This is a genomic window from Alcanivorax sp. UBA3183, from assembly GCF_002364155.1.
Taxonomy (GTDB): Bacteria; Pseudomonadota; Gammaproteobacteria; order Pseudomonadales; family Alcanivoracaceae; genus Alcanivorax; species Alcanivorax jadensis.
The window spans coordinates 241,740-264,293 of sequence record NZ_DEXN01000009.1; the positions used below are offsets into that span (position 1 = coordinate 241,740).

17 protein-coding genes are annotated in these 22,554 nt (G+C 58.7%); all 17 read right to left on the reverse strand.

From position 1 onward, the window contains the following. Window positions 1-8: 8 nt before the first annotated feature. The gene (gene kdsA, locus B3Q33_RS04270) at window positions 9-851 is read right to left on the reverse strand and encodes a 3-deoxy-8-phosphooctulonate synthase (protein WP_272962877.1); all 843 of its coding nucleotides are present in this window, start codon (window positions 849-851) and stop codon (window positions 9-11) included. Window positions 852-860: 9 nt separating this feature from the next. Next, entirely contained in the window at window positions 861-2,489 is a 1,629-nt protein-coding gene (locus tag B3Q33_RS04275; protein WP_272962876.1) for a CTP synthase, read from the reverse strand. Between the two features lie 446 nt (window positions 2,490-2,935). After that, complete coding sequence (locus tag B3Q33_RS04280; RefSeq protein ID WP_272962875.1) at window positions 2,936-4,837, reverse strand: RecQ family ATP-dependent DNA helicase; 1,902 nt, start codon at window positions 4,835-4,837, stop codon at window positions 2,936-2,938. 260 nt (window positions 4,838-5,097) lie between these two features. Further along, window positions 5,098-6,387 carry a tRNA lysidine(34) synthetase TilS gene (tilS, locus tag B3Q33_RS04285; RefSeq protein WP_272962874.1) on the reverse strand — a complete coding sequence of 430 codons (1,290 nt, stop codon included), beginning with the start codon at window positions 6,385-6,387 and terminating at the stop codon, window positions 5,098-5,100. Between the two features lie 123 nt (window positions 6,388-6,510). Then, window positions 6,511-7,482 carry an acetyl-CoA carboxylase carboxyltransferase subunit alpha gene (locus tag B3Q33_RS04290; RefSeq protein ID WP_035244639.1) on the reverse strand — a complete coding sequence of 324 codons (972 nt, stop codon included), beginning with the start codon at window positions 7,480-7,482 and terminating at the stop codon, window positions 6,511-6,513. A gap of 236 nt (window positions 7,483-7,718) precedes the next feature. After that, window positions 7,719-11,234: a DNA polymerase III subunit alpha gene (dnaE, locus tag B3Q33_RS04295; RefSeq protein ID WP_272962873.1), complete on the reverse strand. Its 3,516-nt coding sequence runs from the start codon at window positions 11,232-11,234 to the stop codon at window positions 7,719-7,721. Window positions 11,235-11,300: 66 nt separating this feature from the next. Continuing rightward, the gene (rnhB, locus tag B3Q33_RS04300) at window positions 11,301-11,939 is read right to left on the reverse strand and encodes a ribonuclease HII (protein WP_052042432.1); all 639 of its coding nucleotides are present in this window, start codon (window positions 11,937-11,939) and stop codon (window positions 11,301-11,303) included. Continuing rightward, window positions 11,939-13,093 carry a lipid-A-disaccharide synthase gene (lpxB, locus tag B3Q33_RS04305; protein WP_273010289.1) on the reverse strand — a complete coding sequence of 385 codons (1,155 nt, stop codon included), beginning with the start codon at window positions 13,091-13,093 and terminating at the stop codon, window positions 11,939-11,941. The genes rnhB and lpxB overlap by 1 nt, the downstream gene beginning before the upstream one ends. A 1-nt stretch (window position 13,094) precedes the next feature. After that, window positions 13,095-13,862 (reverse strand): acyl-ACP--UDP-N-acetylglucosamine O-acyltransferase, encoded by a 768-nt coding sequence (gene lpxA, locus B3Q33_RS04310; protein WP_035244645.1) that lies wholly within the window; start codon window positions 13,860-13,862, stop codon window positions 13,095-13,097. Between the two features lie 72 nt (window positions 13,863-13,934). Beyond that, window positions 13,935-14,375: a 3-hydroxyacyl-ACP dehydratase FabZ gene (fabZ, locus tag B3Q33_RS04315; RefSeq protein WP_035244646.1), complete on the reverse strand. Its 441-nt coding sequence runs from the start codon at window positions 14,373-14,375 to the stop codon at window positions 13,935-13,937. A 36-nt stretch (window positions 14,376-14,411) separates the two neighbouring features. Continuing rightward, the gene (gene lpxD, locus B3Q33_RS04320; RefSeq protein ID WP_035244648.1) at window positions 14,412-15,422 is read right to left on the reverse strand and encodes a UDP-3-O-(3-hydroxymyristoyl)glucosamine N-acyltransferase; all 1,011 of its coding nucleotides are present in this window, start codon (window positions 15,420-15,422) and stop codon (window positions 14,412-14,414) included. Further along, entirely contained in the window at window positions 15,422-15,988 is a 567-nt protein-coding gene (locus tag B3Q33_RS04325; protein WP_286827007.1) for an OmpH family outer membrane protein, read from the reverse strand. Before B3Q33_RS04325 ends, lpxD begins: the two co-directional genes overlap by 1 nt. Then, window positions 15,930-18,293, reverse strand: a complete 2,364-nt coding sequence (gene bamA / locus B3Q33_RS04330) for an outer membrane protein assembly factor BamA (protein WP_198030600.1) — start codon at window positions 18,291-18,293, stop codon at window positions 15,930-15,932. The genes B3Q33_RS04325 and bamA overlap by 59 nt, the downstream gene beginning before the upstream one ends. Beyond that, window positions 18,290-19,597 carry an RIP metalloprotease RseP gene (gene rseP / locus B3Q33_RS04335; protein ID WP_272997133.1) on the reverse strand — a complete coding sequence of 436 codons (1,308 nt, stop codon included), beginning with the start codon at window positions 19,595-19,597 and terminating at the stop codon, window positions 18,290-18,292. The genes bamA and rseP overlap by 4 nt, the downstream gene beginning before the upstream one ends. Beyond that, window positions 19,591-20,775 (reverse strand): 1-deoxy-D-xylulose-5-phosphate reductoisomerase, encoded by a 1,185-nt coding sequence (gene ispC, locus B3Q33_RS04340; protein ID WP_272962867.1) that lies wholly within the window; start codon window positions 20,773-20,775, stop codon window positions 19,591-19,593. Before ispC ends, rseP begins: the two co-directional genes overlap by 7 nt. Further along, on the reverse strand, window positions 20,772-21,596 hold the full coding sequence (locus tag B3Q33_RS04345; protein WP_035244656.1) for a phosphatidate cytidylyltransferase: 825 nt from the start codon (window positions 21,594-21,596) through the stop codon (window positions 20,772-20,774). Before B3Q33_RS04345 ends, ispC begins: the two co-directional genes overlap by 4 nt. Before the next feature lie 2 nt (window positions 21,597-21,598). Further along, window positions 21,599-22,378, reverse strand: a complete 780-nt coding sequence (gene uppS, locus B3Q33_RS04350; RefSeq protein ID WP_272962866.1) for a polyprenyl diphosphate synthase — start codon at window positions 22,376-22,378, stop codon at window positions 21,599-21,601. Between the last annotated feature and the right edge of the window lie 176 nt (window positions 22,379-22,554).

The window sequence follows — 22,554 nt, forward strand, 5'->3', positions numbered from 1 at the left end:
CTCTTCAATCAGTTGTTTTCAAAGGCAGGCAGTGCCTTGACGGTATTATCCAGGGTTTGCATTCGGGCAAGGAATGGCTCCAGGCGGTCCAGACGCAGGGCGCAGGGGCCATCGCATTTGGCATTGTCCGGGTCCGGGTGGGCTTCCAGGAACAACCCGGCGATGCCTTGGCTGATGCCGGCAAGACCGAGTTCAGCCACCTGAGCACGACGACCATCGGCGCTGTCCGCACGACCCCCTGGTTTCTGCAGGGCATGGGTCACGTCGAAAAACACCGGGTAGTTGAATTGTTTCATGATGCCGAAGCCGAGCATGTCCACCACCAGGTTGTTGTACCCGAAGCTGGACCCGCGCTCGCAGAGGATAAGCTGGTCGTTACCGGCATCCTCGCACTTGTGCAGGATATGGCTCATTTCGTGGGGAGCCAGGAACTGGGGCTTCTTGATGTTGATGATGGCCCCGGTCTTTGCCATGGCCACCACCAGATCGGTCTGCCGAGCCAGGAAGGCCGGCAGCTGAATGATATCCGCCACTTCGGCCACCGGTGCCGCCTGATAGGGCTCATGCACATCGGTGATCACCGGACAATTGAAGGTCTGCTTGATCTCTTCAAAGATCTTCAGGCCCTCTTCCATCCCCGGCCCCCGGTAGGAGCTCAGCGAGGAACGGTTGGCCTTGTCGAAGCTGGCCTTGAACACCCAGGGAATGCCCAGCTTGCTGGTCACTTCCGCATAGGCTTCCGCCACCTGCATGGCCAAATCACGGGATTCCAGCACATTCATGCCGCCGAAAAGAGCCATGGGCTTGTCGTTGGCAAACTCCAGCTCGCCTAGCTTGATGGTCTTCTGCATAACGCGTCCTTAGTGTGCTTTCTGTTCCGCCAGGGCCGCGGCCACATAGCCCCTGAACAGACCATGCCCATCACGAGGCGTGGACGTAAACTCCGGGTGGAATTGGCAAGCCACAAACCAGGGGTGGTCTGCCACTTCGATCACTTCCACCAACTCGCCATCGGTTGAACGACCAACAATCTTCAGGCCGGCGGCTTCCAGTTGCGGCAGGTAATTATTGTTCACCTCGTAACGATGACGGTGACGTTCAACAATACTGGTACCACCATAGCACTCGGCGGCACGGCTGCCCGCCTCCAGAATACATTCCTGGCCACCCAAACGCATGGTGCCACCCAGATCGGATTCCTTGGAGCGCTGTTCCTTGCGACCGTCTTCCGTGGTCCACTCGGTAATCAGCCCCACCACCGGATCCGGTGTATCCGGACGCAGTTCGGAAGAATGGGCGTTTTCGATACCGGCCACGTGACGGGCGTATTCGATCACCGCCAGCTGCATACCCAGGCAGATGCCCAGATACGGCACCTTGTTTTCGCGGGCATAGCGAATGGCCGCGATCTTGCCTTCCGTACCGCGGTCGCCAAAGCCACCGGGAACCAGGATGGCATCCAGGTTTTCCAGCACACCGGTGCCTTCGCGTTCAATATCTTCCGCATCCAGGTAAAGGATATTTACCTTGGCCCGGTTGCTGATGCCAGCGTGGATCAAGGCTTCATTGAGTGACTTGTAGGCATCGACCAGCTCGATGTACTTGCCCACCATGCCCACGGTGACTTCGCTTTCCGGGTTCAGTTGGGCTTCTACCACACGATCCCATTCGCCCAGATCCGGCTCCGGCAGATCCAGACCAAACTTTTCCACCACGATGTCATCCAGCCCCTGCTCGTGCATGCCACGGGGGACCTGATAGATGGTTTTGCAATCCGGGGAGGAAATGACCGCCCGCGCTTCCACATTGGTAAACAGGGCAATCTTGTCGCGGGCACTCTGCGGGATAGGGTCATCTGCCCGGCACACCAGAATATCCGGCTGCAGGCCGATGGAGCGCAGCTCCTTCACGGAGTGCTGGGTCGGCTTGGTCTTGATCTCGCCGGCAGTGGCGATATACGGCACCAGGGTCAGGTGCACCAGCAGAGACTGGCTGGAGCCCAGCTCCACACGCATCTGCCGCGCCGCTTCCAGGAACGGCAGGGACTCGATGTCACCGGCGGTACCACCGATTTCCACGATGGCCACGTCCGCATCCCCTGCCCCTTCGCGGATCTTCAGCTTGATCTCATCGGTAATATGGGGGATCACCTGCACGGTGGCACCCAGGTATTCACCGCGACGCTCCTTGTCCAGCACGTCCTGATAGACACGGCCGGTGGTGAAGCTGTTGCGACGGCTCAGGCGAGTGCGAATAAAACGCTCGTAGTGACCCAGATCCAGGTCGGTTTCGGCGCCGTCTTCCGTCACGAACACCTCACCGTGCTGGTAAGGGCTCATGGTGCCGGGATCCACATTAATATACGGATCCATTTTGATCAGGGTGACGTTGAGGCCGCGGGCTTCCAACAAAGTGGCCAGGGATGCTGAAGTAATCCCCTTACCCAGAGACGACACCACACCGCCGGTGACAAAGATGAAACGTGACATGCACTCACCAGATTGCTAGTGGGTTGGTAGCACTCTCACCAGTGTAACCGGCACCAATAAAAAAACACCCTGCACGCATGACACGGGCAAGGGGCTTTCTGAATCGGGTTGGCCAGCTACGCAAGTGATGGTTGAACACCTGAAAATTCAGGGGCTTGCGCTACATCAGGACGGGAGGAAATGCTAACAGAAGGCGCCCCTCGCCTCAATCGGAATCGCTCTCGGGAGCGTAAAAAGTGGTGCTGCACGATACCCGGCACAAGCATACCCGGATCGCCTAGGGCCTTATTCCGACTTCTGATGCAACTTATCGGGCCCAGCGAGTTGCGAGGTGCGAGTTTCGAAATGCAAAACCGGCTTGGCCTTTCGTGACTCGCACCTCGTGGGGCTACTCTGTGTTCCGAGACAGCGGCGGGTGGATCGAATCGTCCCCTATGCTTCCGGCATCAGGGGCTCTCACAGGCAGCCAGCACCTCGGAAAATGGCGCGCCCATCTGTGACCCGAACGACGGGTGCCGGGCCAGGCGGGCTCGGCTGGCTCTGGGGCTGGTGATGCCGCAGAGAAAGCGGGCCAACTGCCGGGGCGTGGCCAGGGCCTGGTGGTTTTCCTCACGCATGGCGTGAATCACTGCCGGGTCCGGTGCACGGTGGCGACGGGACGGCAACTGCGGCTGTTCGCCGAGGCAGGCGCTGCACTGACCACAGGGCTGCGCGAGAGTCTCGCCGAAATAGCCAACCAATGCCTGCTGGTGACAGTCGGCGCTTCCCGCCCAGTCACACACCTGCTGCAGGCGCTGAATATCACGCTGCTCACGCAGGGCAAACTGCTCCTGCATCCGCACGATCAAGGGCTCGCTTTCCGCTGGCGGGTTGAGCATTCGATACCCCTGACGCACGCCGGCCACCCGTAGCTCGATCATCTGCTGCTGTTCCAGATAGTTCAGGGCATTGAGGATCCGCAAGCGATCATCGCCCAGTGTCTGGGCGGCGTCGATGGGCCGCAGGGTCAGCCAGATTCGACCCTGCTTGCCAGTGGCAAACAGACGCTCCAGAAAAGCAGCTCGCTCCGGGTTGAAGCCGGCAAGAATCTCTTCCCTCGATCCCTGGAAAGCCACCTTGTATTCGGTATAGAACGGCGCCGTGGCGCGGATCACCCCTTCCAGTTCCAGGTAGGTGAGCAAGGTATTGATGACCAGAGGTCGCACATCGAACTGCCCGGATAACTCATGAACGGCAAGGTCAAATTGCGCCGGCTGTGCCAACAGCCAGTGAATCAGCGCGGCCAGCGACTCACTGTCCGGGGTATCGCCATAGGTGAAATTCTCCAGCACCGTCAGATCATCCGGGTTGGCCAGCAGGTGGCAGTGGGAGGGTTGCCCGTCGCGACCGGCCCGGCCAATTTCCTGCATATAGTTTTCCAGGGATTTGGGCAGGTTGTAGTGGTAGATCGCGCGAATGTCCGCCTTGTCGATCCCCATGCCGAAGGCGATGGTGGCCACCACGATGTCGGTCTCCCCCGCCATGAACGCCTCCTGCACCTCATGGCGGGGCTCGTCTTTGAGCCCGGCGTGGTAGGCCTGGGCCTTCAATCCCTGTGCCTGCAAAAAGGCCGCCACTGTCTCGGCGGTCTTCTGCAAGGTGACATAGACGATGGCGGGCTCGGCAGACCGGCTGGTGAGCTGATCCAGCAGGTACTGATCACGCTCGTCGGTGCGGCAAGGACGCACCGCCAGGGCCAGATTGGGGCGAAAAAACCCGGTCTGGATATGATCCGCCCCGGCGATGTGGAAACTATCGCAAATCTGCTCTGCCACCTGCGGGGTGGCCGTGGCGGTCAGCGCCAGCACCCGGCCCACCTTGAGTTCACGGGCTAGCTGCGCCAGTTTCAGATAGTCGGGGCGAAAGTTATGCCCCCACTCGGAGACACAGTGCGCCTCATCCACTGCCATCATACTGATAGATAGGCGTTTCAACCGGGCCAGGAAACGCTCATTGGCGAGACGCTCCGGCGCTACATAAAGCAGCTTGATGCTGCCATCGTCGAGCCCTTGATAGATGGCCTGCAATTCTCCGGCATCCACACTGGAATCCAGTCGTGCCGCCGGAATATTCAAACGATTAAGCTGGTCCACCTGATCCTTCATCAGTGCAATCAACGGCGACACCACCAGCGTCAACCCATCCAGCATCAATGCCGGCAACTGATAACACAGGCTCTTGCCGCCGCCAGTCGGAAACACCGCCAGCGCCGAGCGGCCAGCCAGTAGCGCGTCGATGACAGCCTGCTGGCCGGGCCGGAAGGTCTGGAGATTGAATGTCTGTTGCAGTAATTGTTGCACGTCTTGCATGAGGGCTCTTCGGTAGTCAGGCGGAAGTTCAGAGCAAGAAGGCAGAGGTCATGGCTGCCTCCTTGCAGGTCCAAGACCTCAGGGTACAGAGCCAAAATCCCCGTCTATATCAGTCAGCGTAGATCAAACCCGTAGGATATTGGCCAAAATTCGGCTCTATCGGTATTCAAGTGGAGGATACAGGCTTACGATGCTCTCGTTCCTACTGCCTCCTATCTTTCCACAGGGTCCACCGACAGTAACAGCATCCCTTCACGTGACTAGGAAGAGTGCGGCAACAAAAACCATTCCTCACAACTCGCAGCCTCTTCGCCATCCGCCAGCCCCACCAGCGGCACCGATACCAGCGTCTCGCCCCGGTATAACAGTGGCCACTGATGACGCTGCCAGGGGGGCACGCCGGCCGCTCGCCACAGTTCCTTGATGCGCTGGTGCATGCCATTACGCAACAGACGGGCGCCGCCGGTGAAGGGACGCAGAGTGAGATCACCAGGAGGACGCATCAGGCTTACCCCGCCCTCCTCGGCCATAGTCGCCAATCGCCAGAATGGCAGCGTGGGCGGGGGCGAGTCCGCCGACCAGAGCAACTCGCCCTGCCAGGGCGCCAAAGCGTGACGGGGAAGCAAGTACAGCGCCCCCTGAAACAAGCGCACAGCCCAGTTCCCCCACTCCACCCTGGCCTGACTGTCCTGAGCGGCATCCTGCAGCGCCAGTAACTCAGCCAGCACGGCCGCGCTGGGCGCACTGGCACCGCGACGATGAAGCCACCAGCGCAACAGGTTACGTTGCCGGGGCGGGCCTAATGCTGCCAGCCCGGGTAGTGGAAACCGTTGGGAACTGACCCCACAGGCGTCGGCATCCTGCTGCGCCCTTTCGTCCAGCAACTCACGGGCATCCCCCATGTGCTGGGCAGTGCGGGCCAGGATTTCGTCGGCCCCACGCCAGCGCTGGCGCAGGGCCGGTAAAATGCTGTGGCGCAAATAGTTACGGCGCAGGGATTGATCCTGGTTGCTGGGATCATCCTGCCACTGCAGGCCCTGCTCATGGGCATGGCGCTCCAACACAGATCTGGGCTGGTCCAACAGGGGTCGCCATACGGCTATTTCCTGGCGATGATCCAGGCCACGCATGGCGGCAAGCCCTTGCACGCCCGCACCACGCAGCAAGCGCAGCAGCAGGGTCTCGGCCTGATCATCGCGGTGGTGGGCGGTAATGACGGTGGCGCCATCCCGGTGGGCATCAGCAAACAGGGCATGGTAGCGCGCCTGGCGGGCGCCAGCTTCAATCCCCTTGCCCGCCTCCACCTGCACCGCGATTACCTCACAGGGCAATTCCAGACCGGCGACGATCTGCTGGCAATGTTCCGCCCAGTCGCCGCTGTCAGGCTGTAGTTGATGATTGATATGGACCACCCGCAGGCGAGGACCAAGGCCGGCTTCCACCAGCAGGTGCAGTAATACGGTGGAATCCAGGCCGCCACTGAAGGCAAGCAACAACGGCCCCGGTGGGGCCTGCTGTGCCAGATCAGAAATCAGGGGTGGGTTTGCCATGGGGAATCAGATTATCACGCTTGCCGGGACCGGGTTTGAGCAAAAAGGCGCTGCCGCCTTCGCCATGCAAGCCTAGCTTCCCACAGCATCGTGACTGGCGGCTAGAGGACGGCCGGCAAGCGGTTATTCGTCGGCGGTAGCGCTGACCACGTTGCCGTAGCTCATCAGCCGGTCGTAGCGACGCTCCACCAGTGCCTCAACCTCAAGAGCCTTGAGCTCATCGAGTTGCTTGACCAGCGCCTTGCGGATGGCATCCGCCGCCTGTTCATAATCACGGTGAGCGCCACCCAGTGGCTCCTTGATCACCTGGTCGACGATGCCCAGTTCGTGGAGTCGGCCAGCGGTGAGGCCCATGGCCGCCGCCGCTTCCGGGGCCTTGTCGGCGCTGCGCCAGAGAATAGAGGCACAACCTTCCGGGGAGATCACCGAATAGGTGGAGAATTCCAGCATCTGCAGATGATCACAGACACCGATGGCCAGCGCCCCGCCAGAGCCGCCCTCACCTACCACGGTGGCGATGATCGGTACTTTCAGCTGAGACATGACACGCAGGTTGCGGGCAATGGCCTCGGACTGGCCACGCTCTTCCGCATCAATTCCCGGAAATGCCCCGGGAGTATCGATAAAGGTGAGAATCGGCATCCGGAAGCGCTCGGCCATTTCCATCAGGCGCAAGGCTTTGCGATAGCCTTCCGGCTTGGGCATACCGAAATTACGACGCACCTTCTCCTTCACTTCGCGGCCTTTCTGATGACCGATCACCATCACCGGCTGATCGTTCAGGCGGGTAATGCCACCAACGATGGCCGGGTCGTCGGCAAAGGCCCGATCCCCGTGCAGTTCATCAAAATCAGCGAAAATCCGCTTGATGTAATCCAGCATGTAAGGCCGTTTGGGGTGACGGGCCAGTTGCGAGATCTGCCAGGCACTGAGGTTGCTGAAAATGTTCTCGGTAAGCGAAATGCTCTTTTCCTGCAGCTTGGCCACTTCCTCGGAAATGTTGACCTCACTACCACTGCCTACCAATCGTAATTCCTCGATCTTCGCTTCCAGATCTGCGATGGGTTGTTCAAATTCGAGGAAGTTCGGGTTCATATCTCTGAGCCTGTTTATGGTGTTTTGCTGGCAACGCCGGGAAAAATCGCCCTGTCTGGCGCATGGATGGCGAAATCGTCATCCCTGATCCCGCCGGAATTGGCCTGCACAAGTGTAGCCGTAACCGGATGACAAGGTCGAGACGCGAAGCGCACGGCTAGGTTGCAAACTGTTTCAAGGAAATCAGCCACCAGCTTTTAGCTCGTAGTTAGAGGGCTCGTAGCTAGAAGCCGCTATCAATACTCCATCCGCACCGCATCTTCGCCGAACTGCACCCGCAGCTCCTCTACCAGGGACTCGTGGGGGCTGATTTTCCAGGCCTCGCCCATCCAGAAACTGGCGGCAGCGATGGGGTGGTCCAGATCCAGCAGCACCGGGGTACTTCCCCCCTGGTATGGGGCCAGCGTCTGTTGCAGGCGTCGGGGCAGTTCTTCGGATACCGGCACGGCCACGCGCAGGCGGCGGGCGAAAGTTTCCCGGGCCTGGCGCATATCCATGATTTCATCGGCAATCAGGTTGAACCCGCCGGTGTAATCGTCGTTGCGGACACCGCCTTTGAAGATCAGCAACGCATCCTTTTGCACAAGGTCTCCGTACTCGGCAAAGGTCTTGCCGAACACGGAGACTTCTACCCGCCCGGTCTTGTCATCCAGGGTCACGAATGCCATACGCTCGCCGCTGCGCTTGCTGCGGGTGATACGCAAGGCCACCACAAGGCCGGCCACCGTTGCCGCTTCACCTTTACCCGTGGGTAGCAGCGAGTTGAGCCGGGCGGAGACAAACTGGCGCACTTCGTTCTCATACTGATCAATGGGATGGCCGGTGAGGAACAGCCCCAGGGTGTCACGCTCGCCGTTAAGGCGGGTGTCGTCATTCCAGGACCGGGCCGGTTTCCATTCCACTGCCGTGGCCGGACTCTCGTCCACGGCACCAAACATATCCATGATGCCGGCAGCCTCATTACGGGCATCTTGGTCGGCGGCGGCGATGGCATCCGGCAAGGTAGCCAGGATCGTGGCGCGGTCATGGAAGCTGGATCGTTTATCAGAGGAAGGCGGCCCCAGGTTGTCCAGCACCCCGGCTCGCACCATGGCTTCCAGGGAGCGACGGTTGATTTTCTTCAGATCGATACGACGGCAAAAATCGAACAGGTCCTTGAAGCCACCTCCGTCGGCGCGGGCGGACACGATAGCCTCGATGGGCCCCTCGCCCAGCCCCTTGATGGCGCCCAGACCGTAAACGATGTCGCCTTCCGGGTTCACCGTAAAACGGTAACCGCAGGAGTTCACATCCGGTGGCAACACCTGCAAGCCCATGGTCTTGCACTCATCGATGAAGGTCACCACCTTGTCCGTGTTTTGCATATCCGCCGAGATGGTGGCGGCCATGAATTCCGCCGGATAATGCGCCTTCAGCCAGGCAGTCTGGTAGGCCACCAGCGCATAGGCAGCCGAGTGAGACTTGTTGAAACCGTAACCGGCGAATTTTTCCACCAGGTCGAAGATCTTCATGGCCAGGTCCGGATCAACGCCCTTGCCCTTGGCGCCCTCTTCAAAGATGACCCGTTGCTTGGCCATTTCTTCCGGCTTTTTCTTGCCCATGGCCCGACGCAGCATGTCCGCACCCCCCAGGGTGTAGCCAGCCAGCTCCTGGGCGATCTGCATCACCTGCTCCTGATACAGGATGACCCCGTAGGACGGCTTGAGAATCGGCTCCAGCCATTCGTGCTGGTACTGCGGGTCCGGGTAGGCCAGTGGCTCGCGACCGTGTTTGCGGTTAACGAAGTTGTCTACCATGCCTGATTCCAGCGGCCCCGGACGGTACAGGGCCACCAGGGCGATGATGTCTTCAAAGACATCGGGCTTGAGCTTCTTGATCAGCTCCTTCATGCCCTGACTTTCCAGCTGGAATACCGCGGTGGTATCCCCCTTCTTGAGCAGGTCGAAACTGGGCGAATCATTCAGCGGGATATGGTCGATGTCGAGATCATCCAGCCCTTCCCGCTGACGCTTGACGTTGGCTGCCTTCACCGCCCAGTCAATGATGGTCAGGGTCTTCAGGCCGAGAAAGTCGAACTTCACCAGCCCGGCGGATTCCACATCGTCCTTGTCGTACTGGGTCACCAGATTGGTGCCGTCTTCCTCGCAATAGAGCGGCGCGAAATCCGTCAGCTTGCCCGGTGCAATCACCACACCCCCGGCGTGCTTGCCCACGTTTCGGGTCAGGCCTTCCAGTTTCAGCGCCATTTCCCAGATTTCGTTGGCGGAATCCTTGTCGGAGTTCTCGTCGCTTTCCAGGAACTCGCGCAGGGTTTCTTCCTGCTCAAACGCCTTCTCCAGGGTCATCCCCGGGGTGGGCGGAATCATCTTGGAGAGCCGGTCTGCCAGGCCATAGGGCTTGCCCTGGACCCGCGCCACATCGCGCACCACCGCCTTGGCGGCCATGGTGCCGAAGGTGATGATCTGGCTCACCGCATCACGGCCGTACTTGTCGGCCACGTAGTTGATTACCCGGTCACGCTTCTCCATGCAGAAATCCACATCGAAGTCAGGCATGGATACCCGTTCCGGGTTAAGGAAACGCTCGAACAGCAGGTCGTAGCCAATGGGATCCAGATCGGTAATCTTGAGGGCATAGGCCACCAGCGAGCCAGCACCGGACCCCCGCCCCGGCCCTACCGGCACCTCGTTGTCCTTACCCCATTGAATGAAGTCGGCAACAATCAGGAAGTAACCGGGAAAGCCCATCTGGTTGATGATATCCAGCTCGAACTTGAGCCGGTCGTCATAGTCTTTACGCTTGCTGGGGTACTCCGGGTCATTTCTGTCCAGCAATACCTCAAGGCGATCTTCCAGCCCATCCCGGGACAGCTTTTCGAAATATTGCTCGATGGTCATGCCATCCGGAATCGGGAAGTCCGGCAGAAAATTCTCGCCCAGGCGAATATCCAGAGTACAGCGGCGGGCGATTTCGACGGTGTTTTCCAGCGCTTCCGGCAGATCGGAAAACAGCGCCGCCATCTCATCTTCCGATTTCAGATACTGCTCTTCGGAATACTTCTTGGGCCGGCGGGGATCCTCCAGGGTGTTGCCATCGTGGATGCAGACGCGGGCCTCATGGGCCTCGAAATCCCCCCGGCGAATGAAACGTACGTCATTGGTCGCCACCACTGGCATCGCCAGTTCTGTCGCCAGCGCCACGGTGGCGTGCAGGCAATCCTCATCCCCCGGCCGGGAGGTGCGCTGAACTTCCAGATACACCCGATCACCATAAACAGACTGCAGCCAGCGAGCCTGCTGCCGTGCCAGGTCGTTTTTCTCGGCCAGCAACAGCTGCCCCACTTCGCCCTGGCTTGCCGCGGACAGCACGATTAACCCCTCATGGAGCTCTTCCAGCCATTCTGGCTTGACCAGGGCCCTGCCCCGGTCCTGGTTGGTCTGCCAGGCGCGACTGATCAGCAGCGTCAGATTCTGGTAGCCCTGTTCGTTCTGTACCAGGAAAGACAACTTTGCAGGCTCTTCGATATGGGCGCTTTCCACCCACAGATCCGCCCCCATCAACGGCTTCACTCCAGCATTCATGGCTGCGGAGTAGAACTTGATCATGGCGAACAGGTTGGAATCGTCCGTCACGGCCACCGCCGGGATGGCCTGGCTGGCACAGGTCTTGATCAGTTCCTTGACCCGCACCACCCCGTCCACCAGGGAATAATCGGTGTGCAGGCGCAGGTGGACAAAACGGGGGTCACTCAATGGGGTGTTCCTCAGTGTTGCTGTGTTCGTATCGTGTTTCGGCAAGCCGTCCCGGTCAGTGCCAGCTCAGGCATGGGCACCGAGAATTCTGGCCACCGGCGCAAAGGAGCGGCGATGTTGGGCCAGAGCACCATGTTGTTCCAGCGCGGCCAGATGCACCTTGGTCGGGTAACCCTTGTGGCGGTCGAAACCATACTGGGGGTGTTGCTGGTGAAGCTGCTGCATTTCACGGTCGCGAGCCACCTTGGCCAGAATGGAGGCCGCAGAAATCGCCGGTACCCGACCGTCACCCTTCACCACCGCCTCTGCCGGACAGACAAGCTCGGGGACGCGGTTACCGTCCACCAGCACGCCGTGCACGTCAAGGGGCAAAGCCTGTACCGCACGCTGCATGGCCAGCAAGGTCGCGTGGAAGATGTTCAGCTCATCGATTTCTTCCGGTTCAGCGCGCCCCAGCGACCAGGCCAGAGCATGAGACTTGATCTCAACTTCAAGCTGCAACCTTTTCTTTTCACTGATTTTCTTTGAGTCGGCCAGACCGGGTATCGGGTGCGCAGGATCCAGCACAACCGCGGCGGTTACCACCGCACCCACCAAGGGGCCGCGGCCGACTTCATCCACACCGACCACCCGCATACCCGGCTGCCAACGAAACACGGAAGGAATGAAAGGCTCGGCCAAGGCGTATTCGGAAAACGGATCCATCAGCTACCTTCCAGCAGTTGGTTGACCGCATCCGCCGCCTTTTCACTGGCACCGCCACGCAGCTGTTCATGCACCGCCCGGAAGCGGGACTTGAGGGCATCAGCCTGATCCGGGTAATCGAACCAGTGACTCACGGACTGCACAATGGCATCGGTGGTCAGGCCGTCCTGGATCAGCTCGGGGACCATTTGTTCGCGACAGAGCAGATTGGGCAGCGACACGAATTCGCTTTTCACCAGTCGACTGGCGATGGCATAGGTAATAGCACCCACCCGATAGCCCACTACCATAGGTTTACCCACCAGCAAGCCCTCAAGGGTAGCGGTACCGGAGGCCATCAGAATCACATCCGCCGCTGCCATCACGGTACGGCTTTGCCCATCCACCAGGGTGACCGGTAAATCCGTTGCTGTATCCAGCAGTGCCTGAATCTGTTCACGGCGGGCGCCATTGGCTGCGGGAATCACAAAATGCAGATCCGGCCGCTGAGCATGCAGGGCCACCATGGCATCCAGGAAAGCAGGCATCAGCTGCCCCACTTCCCCGCCACGACTACCAGGCAGGACTGCCAAAATGTCGGCGCTTTCCGGCAGACCAAGCTCGACACGCGCCGCCGGAGTATCCGTTTCCAGTGGCACACGATCCGCCAGAGGGTGGCCCACAAAGGACACAGGCACCTGATGTTGCTCATAAAAGCGCGCTTCGAACGGCAACAAGCAGAGCATCAGATCGATGCTGCGTTTGATGCCCTTGATCCGGCCCTGCCGCCATGCCCACACCGAAGGGCTCACGTAATGGACGGTTTTCAGACCCTGTGCGTGGAGACGCCGTGCGATAGGGAGAGTGAAGTCCGGGGAATCAATGCCGATGACCACATCCGGGCGCTCTTCAAGCAGGAAGCTCACCAGTTGTTTGCGCAGGCGCAACAGTTCCGGCAGGTGAGCCAGAACTTCGGTGATTCCCATCACCGAGAGCTTTTCCATGGGAAACAGGCTGGATAGACCGGCAGCCGACATTTCCTCGCCGCCTACACCGATAAAACGGGCACCCGGATAGCGAACCTGCAAAGCCTGCATCAATCCTGCACCAAGAATATCGCCGGAGGCTTCTCCGGCGATCAGGGCAACAAGCGGAGCGTCCTTGCTGGCTGCCATCTCAGCGGGTGATGCCGCGTTCGGATGCCTTGAGAGAGTCAATAAGGGCCTGCAATTCATCCGACGCGTCCATTGCCTCAAGCTCGATCACTGCCTGCTCCAGAGTCAGCCCCTGGCGGTAGATAAGCTTATAGGCAGTTCGCAGGGACGCGATGGTCTCTTTAGACCATCCTCGGCGCTTCATGCCTTCAAAGTTCATGCTCCGCGCCTGGGCAGGGTTACCTGATACCATGATATAGGCGGGTATATCCTTCAGCACGAAGGAGCAGCCGGAGGTCATGGAGTAAGCGCCTATCTTGCAGAACTGATGAACCCCAGTCATACCGCCGAGAATCACACCATTACCAACTTGCGCATGACCAGCAACTGAAGCGTTGTTGGCAAAAATACAGTCATCACCAACGATGCAGTCATGGGCTATATGCACATAGGCCATCAACAGATTGCGGCTACCGATGCGGGTCAGAGAATTGTCCTGGATGGTACCGCGGTGGATCGTTACCGATTCACGGATAACGTTATCATCACCAATTTCCAAGCGTGTCGGCTCACCCTTGTATTTCTTATCCTGACAATCCTCGCCAACAGACGCGAACTGGAAGATATGGTTATTCTTACCAATGGTGGTCGGCCCCTTGATGACCACATGGGAGGCGACAACGGTACCTGAGCCAATTTTCACATCAGGTCCGATAACCGTGTAAGGGCCTACCTGCACATCCTCTGCAAGCTCCGCGGCCGGATCTATAAGGGCGGTCGGATGTATCATGAAATTTTCGCTTTAATGTTCTGTAAATACAGGGAGTATACGCCAAAAATCGCTGGCTTATGCCTCCCCGGCTCAGACCTTCTGTTCTGCCACCAGCATCTCGGCACTGGCGACGATCTTGCCATCAACCTTGGCCTCACAGGCGAACTTGAGGATATTGCGTTTGGCCATGATGAACTCGGCACTAAGATGCAGCGTGTCACCCGGTACAACCCGACGCTTGAAGCGTGCGCGGTCAGTGCCAACCAGCAAATAGATAAAACCGTCGCCAGGTTTCTTGTTCTCGGTAACAAAACCGAGGATCCCAGCAGCCTGTGCCATGGCCTCAATGATCAGTACACCCGGCATGATCGGTTCATGGGGAAAATGACCATTAAAGAAGGGCTCGTTGATGCTCACGTTCTTGATCGCCTCAATGCGCTTGCCGGGCTCCACATCAAGAACACGGTCAATCAGCAAAAAAGGGTAACGGTGCGGCAGGTATTCCCTGACCGCCTGAATATCCATCATCATGTGTTCCACACAGGCAAGTGCCGCAATACGCGGTCGTTAATCGCTTGAACGTTCCAGTTTGCGCACGCGGCGAGCCAGATCATCAAGATTTCGGAAGCGAGCCACATTTCTACGATAGCGACTCTGGGTATCTACGGGTAACGCTGAGCCATAAGTGCCCGGCTCTTTGATGGAACTCGACACCAGTGACATAGCCAGTATCTGCACCTTGTCACAGACTTCGATGTGCCCGGCAATGCCGGCAGCTCCACCGATCAGACAGTAGGCACCGATCTTGGCAGAACCTGCAATACCAGCTTTACCCGCGATAGCCGTATGGTTCCCGATCACCACGTTGTGGGCGACCTGGATTTGATTATCCAGAATCACACCATCACCGATCACAGTATCTTCAATGGCACCCCGATCCACGGTGGTACCGGCGCCGATCTCCACATCGGCGCCGATGACAACACCACCGACCTGATGCAGCTTGGTCCAGCCGCCGCCATTGAAGGCGAAGCCAAAACCATCGCCTCCAATCACGCAATTGCCATGTATGATAGTGCGCGGGCCCAGTGTCACACCATGATAAATTGTAACATTTGGCCAGATCTTGCACTGATCCCCGATCACTGAACCGGCGCCCACCACGGAATTGGCCATGATCACGGCCCCCTCGCCTACCGTTACCCCGGCATCGACCACCGCATTGGGACCGATGGAGGCAGAATCGGCAATCCGGGCCTGGGGATCCACCACAGCAGAGGGGTGAACCCCCGGCGTTGCTACCGGTGCGGTTTCGAAAAAGGCACTGGCTTGGGCAAAAGACAGATACGGATCTTTCACGATCAGCGCAGGTACCGGGCAGAACTCCCGCTGGGACTCAGGGATTAACACCGCTGCTGCCCGCGTCTGTTCCAGAAAACTGCGATAGCGGGGATTAGCCAGAAAGGTCAGCTGGCTGTCCGTGGCAGATTGTATCGTCCCCAGACCGTCTACCGGCTGGTCGGGATCTCCGACCAGCTCGGCACCCAGTTGCCGGGCCAGTTCACCGAGAGTCAGCATTACTTCATCTTGTTCAGTTGTTTGGTCACCGCTTCAGTGATATCCAGATCCGGCTTGGTGTAAATCACTGCCTGAGCGCTGACAACCAGGTCCAAGTTTTCTTTCTTGGCCACTTCGGCAACGGCGCTTTGCAGTTTAGGTTCCATTTCCTGCAGCAGTTCACGCTGGGCATCGTTAGCACGCTTTTGCAGTTTGCGCTGCAGGCTCTGGATTTCGATCATTTTCTGCTGACCTTCGGTCTGCATCTGCTCCTGTTGATCAGATGACATGGTCATGCCTTCTTTTTGCATTTTTTCCTGCATCTTGCCCACTTCTTGACGCAGGCTGTTGAGACGCTGCTCATCGGCACCCAGCTCTTTTTCCAGTGCGCTCATGCGGGATTTTACGTTGTCAGCCGCCTGAAGCGCACCGATGGGATCAATCACACCCACACGACTTTCGGCCATTGCCAGAGCCGGCAGCATTACAGCAAAAACAGCGATCCATTTTTTCATCATTATTAAGCTCCTAAAAAGTCTGTCCCAGAGAAAATTGGAAAACTTCCGTATCATCGCCAGTCTGGTCATTCAGCGCCTTGGCGAGGTTGAAACTGAGCGGGCCAATCGCTGTCAGCCAGGTCAGGCCTACCCCCACGGAAGTACGCAGGTCTGTGGCTTCGAAGTCGGCCACAATGTCACTGCGTTCGGTTTCAAACACGTTGCCCGCATCGGCGAACAGGAAGGTTCGCACGCTTCGGGATTCCGGCGCAAACGGCGTCGGGAAAATCAGTTCCAGGCTGGCTTCGGTGAGCAGGTTACCACCGATGGGATCCGGGTCCGGGTCACGGGTGCCGTTGAGGAAAAACGCCAATCCTTCAGAACGCGGGCCCAAGGAGCGGGATTCATAGCCACGCACCGAACCGATGCCGCCGGAGTAATAGTTCTCGAAGAACGGCAGTACGGCATCGTCGCCATAACCATCCCCGTAAGCCACATCTGCACGGGTGCGCAATGTCCAGCGCTGAGTGATCGGGAAATATTTCTGGCCGTTCCAGTTCAATTTATAGAAGCCATAGTCCGATCCGGGGACTGCCACTTCCAGTCCAAGACTGCTGGACCAACCGCGATCTGGCAACACACCTCTGTTCAGCGTGCTGGTCTGCAAGGAGGCATTGAACTTGTATTCATTGAACTCCCTACCTTCCTTCTCCAGGAAGTTGAAAATATCCACGGCCACGAAATCACCGCTCGTAATATCGGTTTTCTCATAAGTGCCGCCGAAACTCAGCCGTGAGTATTCAGAAATCGGATAACCAAAGGTCACCGAGCCACCCAGGCGATCCGCCGCATAGGAGGCTACAGAGGTTTCATCAAAATCAATCTTGGAATAGAACAGGCTGAAACCACGGCTTACCCCGTCCAAGGTGTAGTAGGGGTTGTAGTGAGAAAAGCTGTAGGAATCCCGAATATCCGAACGGCTCAGAGCGAAAGACACCCGATTACCGGAGCCACGCCAGTTGTTCTGGGTGACATTGGCACCAAAGATAAACCCTGAGGCATCGGAAAAACCCACATTAGCGCCGATGGAACCAGAAGGCTGCTCTTCCACCTTGTATTCCACGTCTACCAGATCTTCGGAATTCGGCACACGGGGAGTGTCAGCTTCCACGACACTGAAGTAACCCAGACGCTGCAAACGCTGTCGAGACAAGTCCACCAGGGAGGTATTCGCGGGTGCCTGTTCAAACTGGCGCAGCTCGCGACGCAGCACTTCGTCATCAGTTTTAGCATTGCCGCTGAAGTTGATACGGCGCACGTATACTTTGCGCCCGGGCTCCACGTAGAACGTCACATCAACGGTGTTGTCTTCATCATTGGCGTTGTGGTCGCGGCCGTTGACCTCGGCAAAGGTATAACCTTCATTGCCAAGACGGCGCTTGAGCAGGTCATTGGTGTAGGTCACCAGCTGCTGGCTGAACACCTGCCCTTTTTTGACGATCAAGAGCGGCTCGAGCTGTTCCTCGCCCACCACAAGATCACCCGCCAGGCTCACCTCATTGACGGTGTACTGCTCACCTTCCGCCACGTTGACCGTGATAAACACACTGCGACGATCCGGAGTCACCGATACCTGGGTGGATTCGATGGAAAAATTGATGTAGCCGCGATCAAGGTAATAAGAGCGCAGCCGCTCCAGGTCGCCGCTCAGTTTCTGCCGGGAATATTTGTCATCACCCTTGATGAAGGACCAGAACCCGGTGGAATTCAGCTCGAAATCCTTGAGCAACTCTTCATCATCAAACAGATCGTTGCCGACAATATTGATATCACGAATACGGGCGGCCTTACCTTCGTAGATCTCGATCTTGAGTCCTACCCGGTTGCGAGGCAACGGCACGGATTCGGTCTTGATATCGGCACCATAACGACCCTGGCTGACGTACTGCCGCTCCAGCTCACCGGCGATCGCCTGCAATGTGGAGCGCTGGAATACTTCGCCTTCGGCAAGACCGGCTTCAGTGAGCCCCTTGCGCAGGTTTTCCTCGTCGATGGACTTGTTGCCGGATAGTTCGATGCGGGCAATGCTGGGACGCTCCGCCACCACCACTACCAGATCATCGCCATCACGACCCAGTTGCACATCCTCGAAGTTGCCGGTGGCAAACAAACGCTGTACCGCATCAACGATCTGATCCCGGTCCACCGTGTCACCTGCCTGAATCGGCAATTCCGCATAGACCCGCTCCACCGGCAGGCGCTGAAGCCCTTCCACACGCACATCGTGCACCTTGAACGGCACCAAGGATTCCGCGCTCGCCCAAGGTGCCAGACACAGGCAGGCTACCGCCAACAGGCCCTTCAGGGGGCGGTTTAGTTTGTCCCCAAATATCATGAAAACTGCTTCACCAAGTCGTTGTAAATGGCCAGTAGCATAAAGCTGATGACTAGCGTCAGCCCTACCCCTTGCGCGGCCATAAGAAACCGCTCCGGTAAACTGCGACCGCGAATCATTTCAATGATTCCAAAGAAAATCCAGCCGCCGTCCAGCATGGGTACCGGGAGAAGATTGATAATACCGAGAGTGATGCTCAGATAGGCCAGCAGCGCCAGAAAACTGGCGATGCCATAGGACGCGCTCTCCCCGGCCACCTGCGCAATGGTAATGGGGCCGCCCAGATTATCCAGGGACAACTTGCCCGTCACCAGTTTTACCAAGCTTGCCCAGACCACTTCGCTCTGTTCCGCAAAACGTTCGGCGGCCGCCACAATGGCACCGCCGGCTCCGAATTGCTGCTGGTAAATGCCGCCCATGGCTACGCCAATACGGCCGAAACTCTGCTCTCCTTCAGTCACTGTTTCCGGGGTGACAGCAAAACGCCGCATTGCCCCGTCTCGCAGCACAGTCAGCTCCAGAGTCTGGTTCGCAGACACCATGATGGTTTCTTGCCAGGCCTGCCAGCCGCTGACCGGCTCGCCGTCCAGTGCAATCACCTGATCACCGGCGAGCAAGCCTGCCTGATCTGCGGCGCTGCCCTCGACAACCTCGCCAATCAGCACCGCCTGACTGATACCCAGTGCATCCAGTGGCAACTTCTCCAGGTCCGCAGACCAGGGCGACGTATCCAGCTCGCGAACCGCCGTATCACCGGATGCGGTGGCTACCGTTACCGGGAGTTTTTCCTTTTCTCCCAGATGCAGAATCAATTCGTTGTAGAAAGGACGCCAGCCCTCAACAGCGGTGCCACCCGCCTCCAGAATGCGGTCTCCGGGGGCAAAGCCGGCCTGTTCCGCCACCGTCCCCGGTGCCACCGGCCCCACCACCGCCTGCATGCGACTCTGGCCGAAACCGACCATCAGCAGCCAGTAAATGAGCATGGCAAGAATGAAATTGAATACCGGGCCAGCGGCATAGGTGATCACCCGTTGCCAAGCCGGTTTGCTGGAGAACTCGCCCGGGTCACCTTCGGCAGTTTCATCTTCACGGGCATCCAGTGGCTTTACGTAGCCCCCCAGAGGGATCCCGCTGATTACCCATTCAGTCCCTTTTTTGTCAGTGAACCGGAACAGCTTGGGGCCAAAGCCCACAGAAAAAGTCAGCACGCGAACGCCAAAAGCACGCATGGCGAGAAAGTGGCCCCATTCATGGAAGGCCACAATAATGACGATGGTGACAACAAAAGCCAGAAGCGTCAGCATCCGCGTTCCTTGATCAGTTGGCAGGCCATTTCACGGGCCTGGCGGTCGATTTCCATCACAGCATCCACATCCATACAGGCGGGTGAGGCCTGCTTTTCCAGTGTCAGTTCCACGACCGCCGGAATGCCCATAAAGTCCAGCTTGCCAGCCAGGAAGGCGGCAACCGCCTCTTCATTGGCGGCATTCAAGACCGCCGTGGCAGTGCCTCCGGCGCGCATGGCATTCCTCGCCAGCCCCAGGCAGGGAAAACGCTGCAGATCCGGCGCCTCGAAGTTCAGTCCTATCAGGGCGGAAAAATCCAGGCGCTGGGCACCGGATTCCACCCGCTCCGGCCACGACAAGCCGCAGGCAATCGGCGTTCTCATATCCGGTGTACCCAGTTGCGCCAGTACCGAGCCGTCCCGGTAGGCCACCATGGAATGCACCACACTCTGCGGGTGCACCACCACATCAATCATGTCCGGGGACACATCGAACAACCAGCAGGCTTCGATGAATTCCAGGCCCTTGTTCATCAGGGTGGCGGAATCCACCGATATCTTCGGGCCCATGTCCCAGTTTGGATGTTTCACCGCCTGCGCCGGCGTCACCGCCGCAAGATCGGCGGTACTGAATTCACGGAACGGGCCGCCGGAAGCCGTGAGCAAGAGGCGCTCCACGCCGGCATTGACTCCCTCATCCGGCAAGCACTGGAAGATGGCGTTGTGTTCGGAATCCAGTGGCAGCAGCGTGGCACCGTGACGCTTTACCGCATCCATAAACAAGGAACCCGTGACCACCAGGGCTTCCTTGTTGGCCAACAGCACTCGCTTGCCGGCTTCCACCGCCGCCAGTGTAGGCCTGACACCAGCCGCACCGACGATGGCCGCAACCACCGTATCCGCATCCGGATGAGCCGCCAAATCCGCCAGGGCCTTGGGCCCGGATAATACCTCAACTTGAGACCCGGCCTCAGCCAGATGGTTCCTGAGTGCCGCCGCCGCCGCCGGGTCGGACATGGCGGCAAAACGGGGCCGGACTGTCTGGCACAGCTCCGCCATCAGCTGCCAGCGGGAACTGGCCGTGAGGGCAAACACCTCATAGCGTTCCGGATGCCGGCGCACCACATCCAGGGTCTGCTGGCCGATACTGCCAGTGGCACCCAGGATAGTCAGACGCTGTCTGGCAGGAGGTGTCACAGACTGCCTCCCGGCAGGGAAAACCAGTTGAAGCCGGCCAGAGCGATGGGTAGGGCCGCAGTCACACTGTCGATGCGATCCAGCATGCCGCCATGGCCGGGCAGGATGGTGCCACTGTCCTTGAAGCCACGCTCACGCTTGACCATGCTCTCGAACAGGTCACCCAAAGCGGAAGCCAGTACCGTCAACAGCGCCACAATCATCAGTGGCAGCAACTTGGCATCGAGAAGACCGGCTGCATAGACGCCAGCCACCACTGCCAGCGCCAGGGCCACACCACCGGCGAGCCCTTCAATGGTCTTGCCGGGGCTGACCAGCGGCGCCAGCTTGTGTTTACCGAAGGCTCGGCCAGCAAAATAGGCGCCGGTATCTGCTGCCCACACCCAGAGCAGGATGAACATCAGTGCCCAGGGGCCCGCCAGACCCAGCGCGCCGTCGTCCTGGAGTTGTACGATCGCTGCCCAGGAAGGCACCAGTAACAGCAAGCCGACCACTGCCATAAGGGCCGGGCGGTACCAGACACGGGCATTGCCCGGATAACCGATAACCAGAATCAGGGCCAGCAACCACCAGACAGGAATAGCATTGAGTAACCAGGCCGGGCGATAGATCTCTGCCAGGGCCATCACCACACCAAGACCGATGACCCAACCGCTGCGAACCGCGGCTGACACCTTGCCCATCATGGCCGCCCATTCCCAGCCTGCCGTCAGGAAGAACGCACCTGCCACCAGGGCAAACGGTAAACGATCCAGTCCGAAGACGGCGCCCAACACAATGGGCAGCAGGATCAGCGCAGTAATCACGCGCAGTTTCAGCATTCTTATTCTCCTTTCAATCCGGCCACTTCTTCACCTGAGCGTCCAAAACGACGCTGGCGGCCGGCATAATCCTGCAAGGCGGCAGCAAAGGCGTCCGCATTAAAATCAGGCCATAACAGCGGGGAAAAAAACAGTTCGCTGTAGGCCAGTTGCCACAGCAGAAAATTGCTGATGCGCTGGTCACCGCCAGTGCGGATCAGCAGATCGGGTAGAGGCAGATCGGCCATGGCCACATGCTGGCCAAGGGCTTCGGCCGTGATCTGATCGGACGTGATGCCACCCTGCTCCACCTGAATCGCCAGCTGACGGGCTGCCTGGGCAATATCCCACTGACCGCCGTAGTTCACTGCGATGACCACCGTCATGCGAGAATTATCGCCGGTCAGCGCCTCGGCTTCGGCCATGCCTTTCTGCAGGTCCTCGGCAAAGGCACTGCGATCACCGATAAAACGGATACGCACACCATGGCCATGCAGCTCTTCCACACGACCGCCCAAGGCCTTGAGGAACAACGCCATCAGGTGATCCACTTCCCCTTGCGGGCGGCGCCAATTCTCCGAGCTGAAGGCAAACAGGGTCAGCGCTTCGATACCCCGCTCTGCCGCACTGCGGATAATAGTCTGCACCGTGGCTTCACCGGCACGATGCCCTTCTTCGCCGGGCAGACCCTGCTTGCGGGCCCAGCGGTTGTTACCGTCCATGATAATGGCTACGTGCCGGGGCAGTTCGCCTTGATGGGAATCGATGTCCGGGGCACTGGAGTGGATGTTTTCGCTGGCCATACTGCATCCGCCAATAACAAAAAAGCGGGCTGACATGCACCTGAATCCGTGGTTTCAGCGTGGACGCATGGCGCAAGAATTTGTTGCCACAGGGGATTTTCCGAAGAAGTATCGTATCAGGGAATACGATCGACTGAGGACAAATTTTCTGTGGCGACAAAGGCTTACGTCAAGCG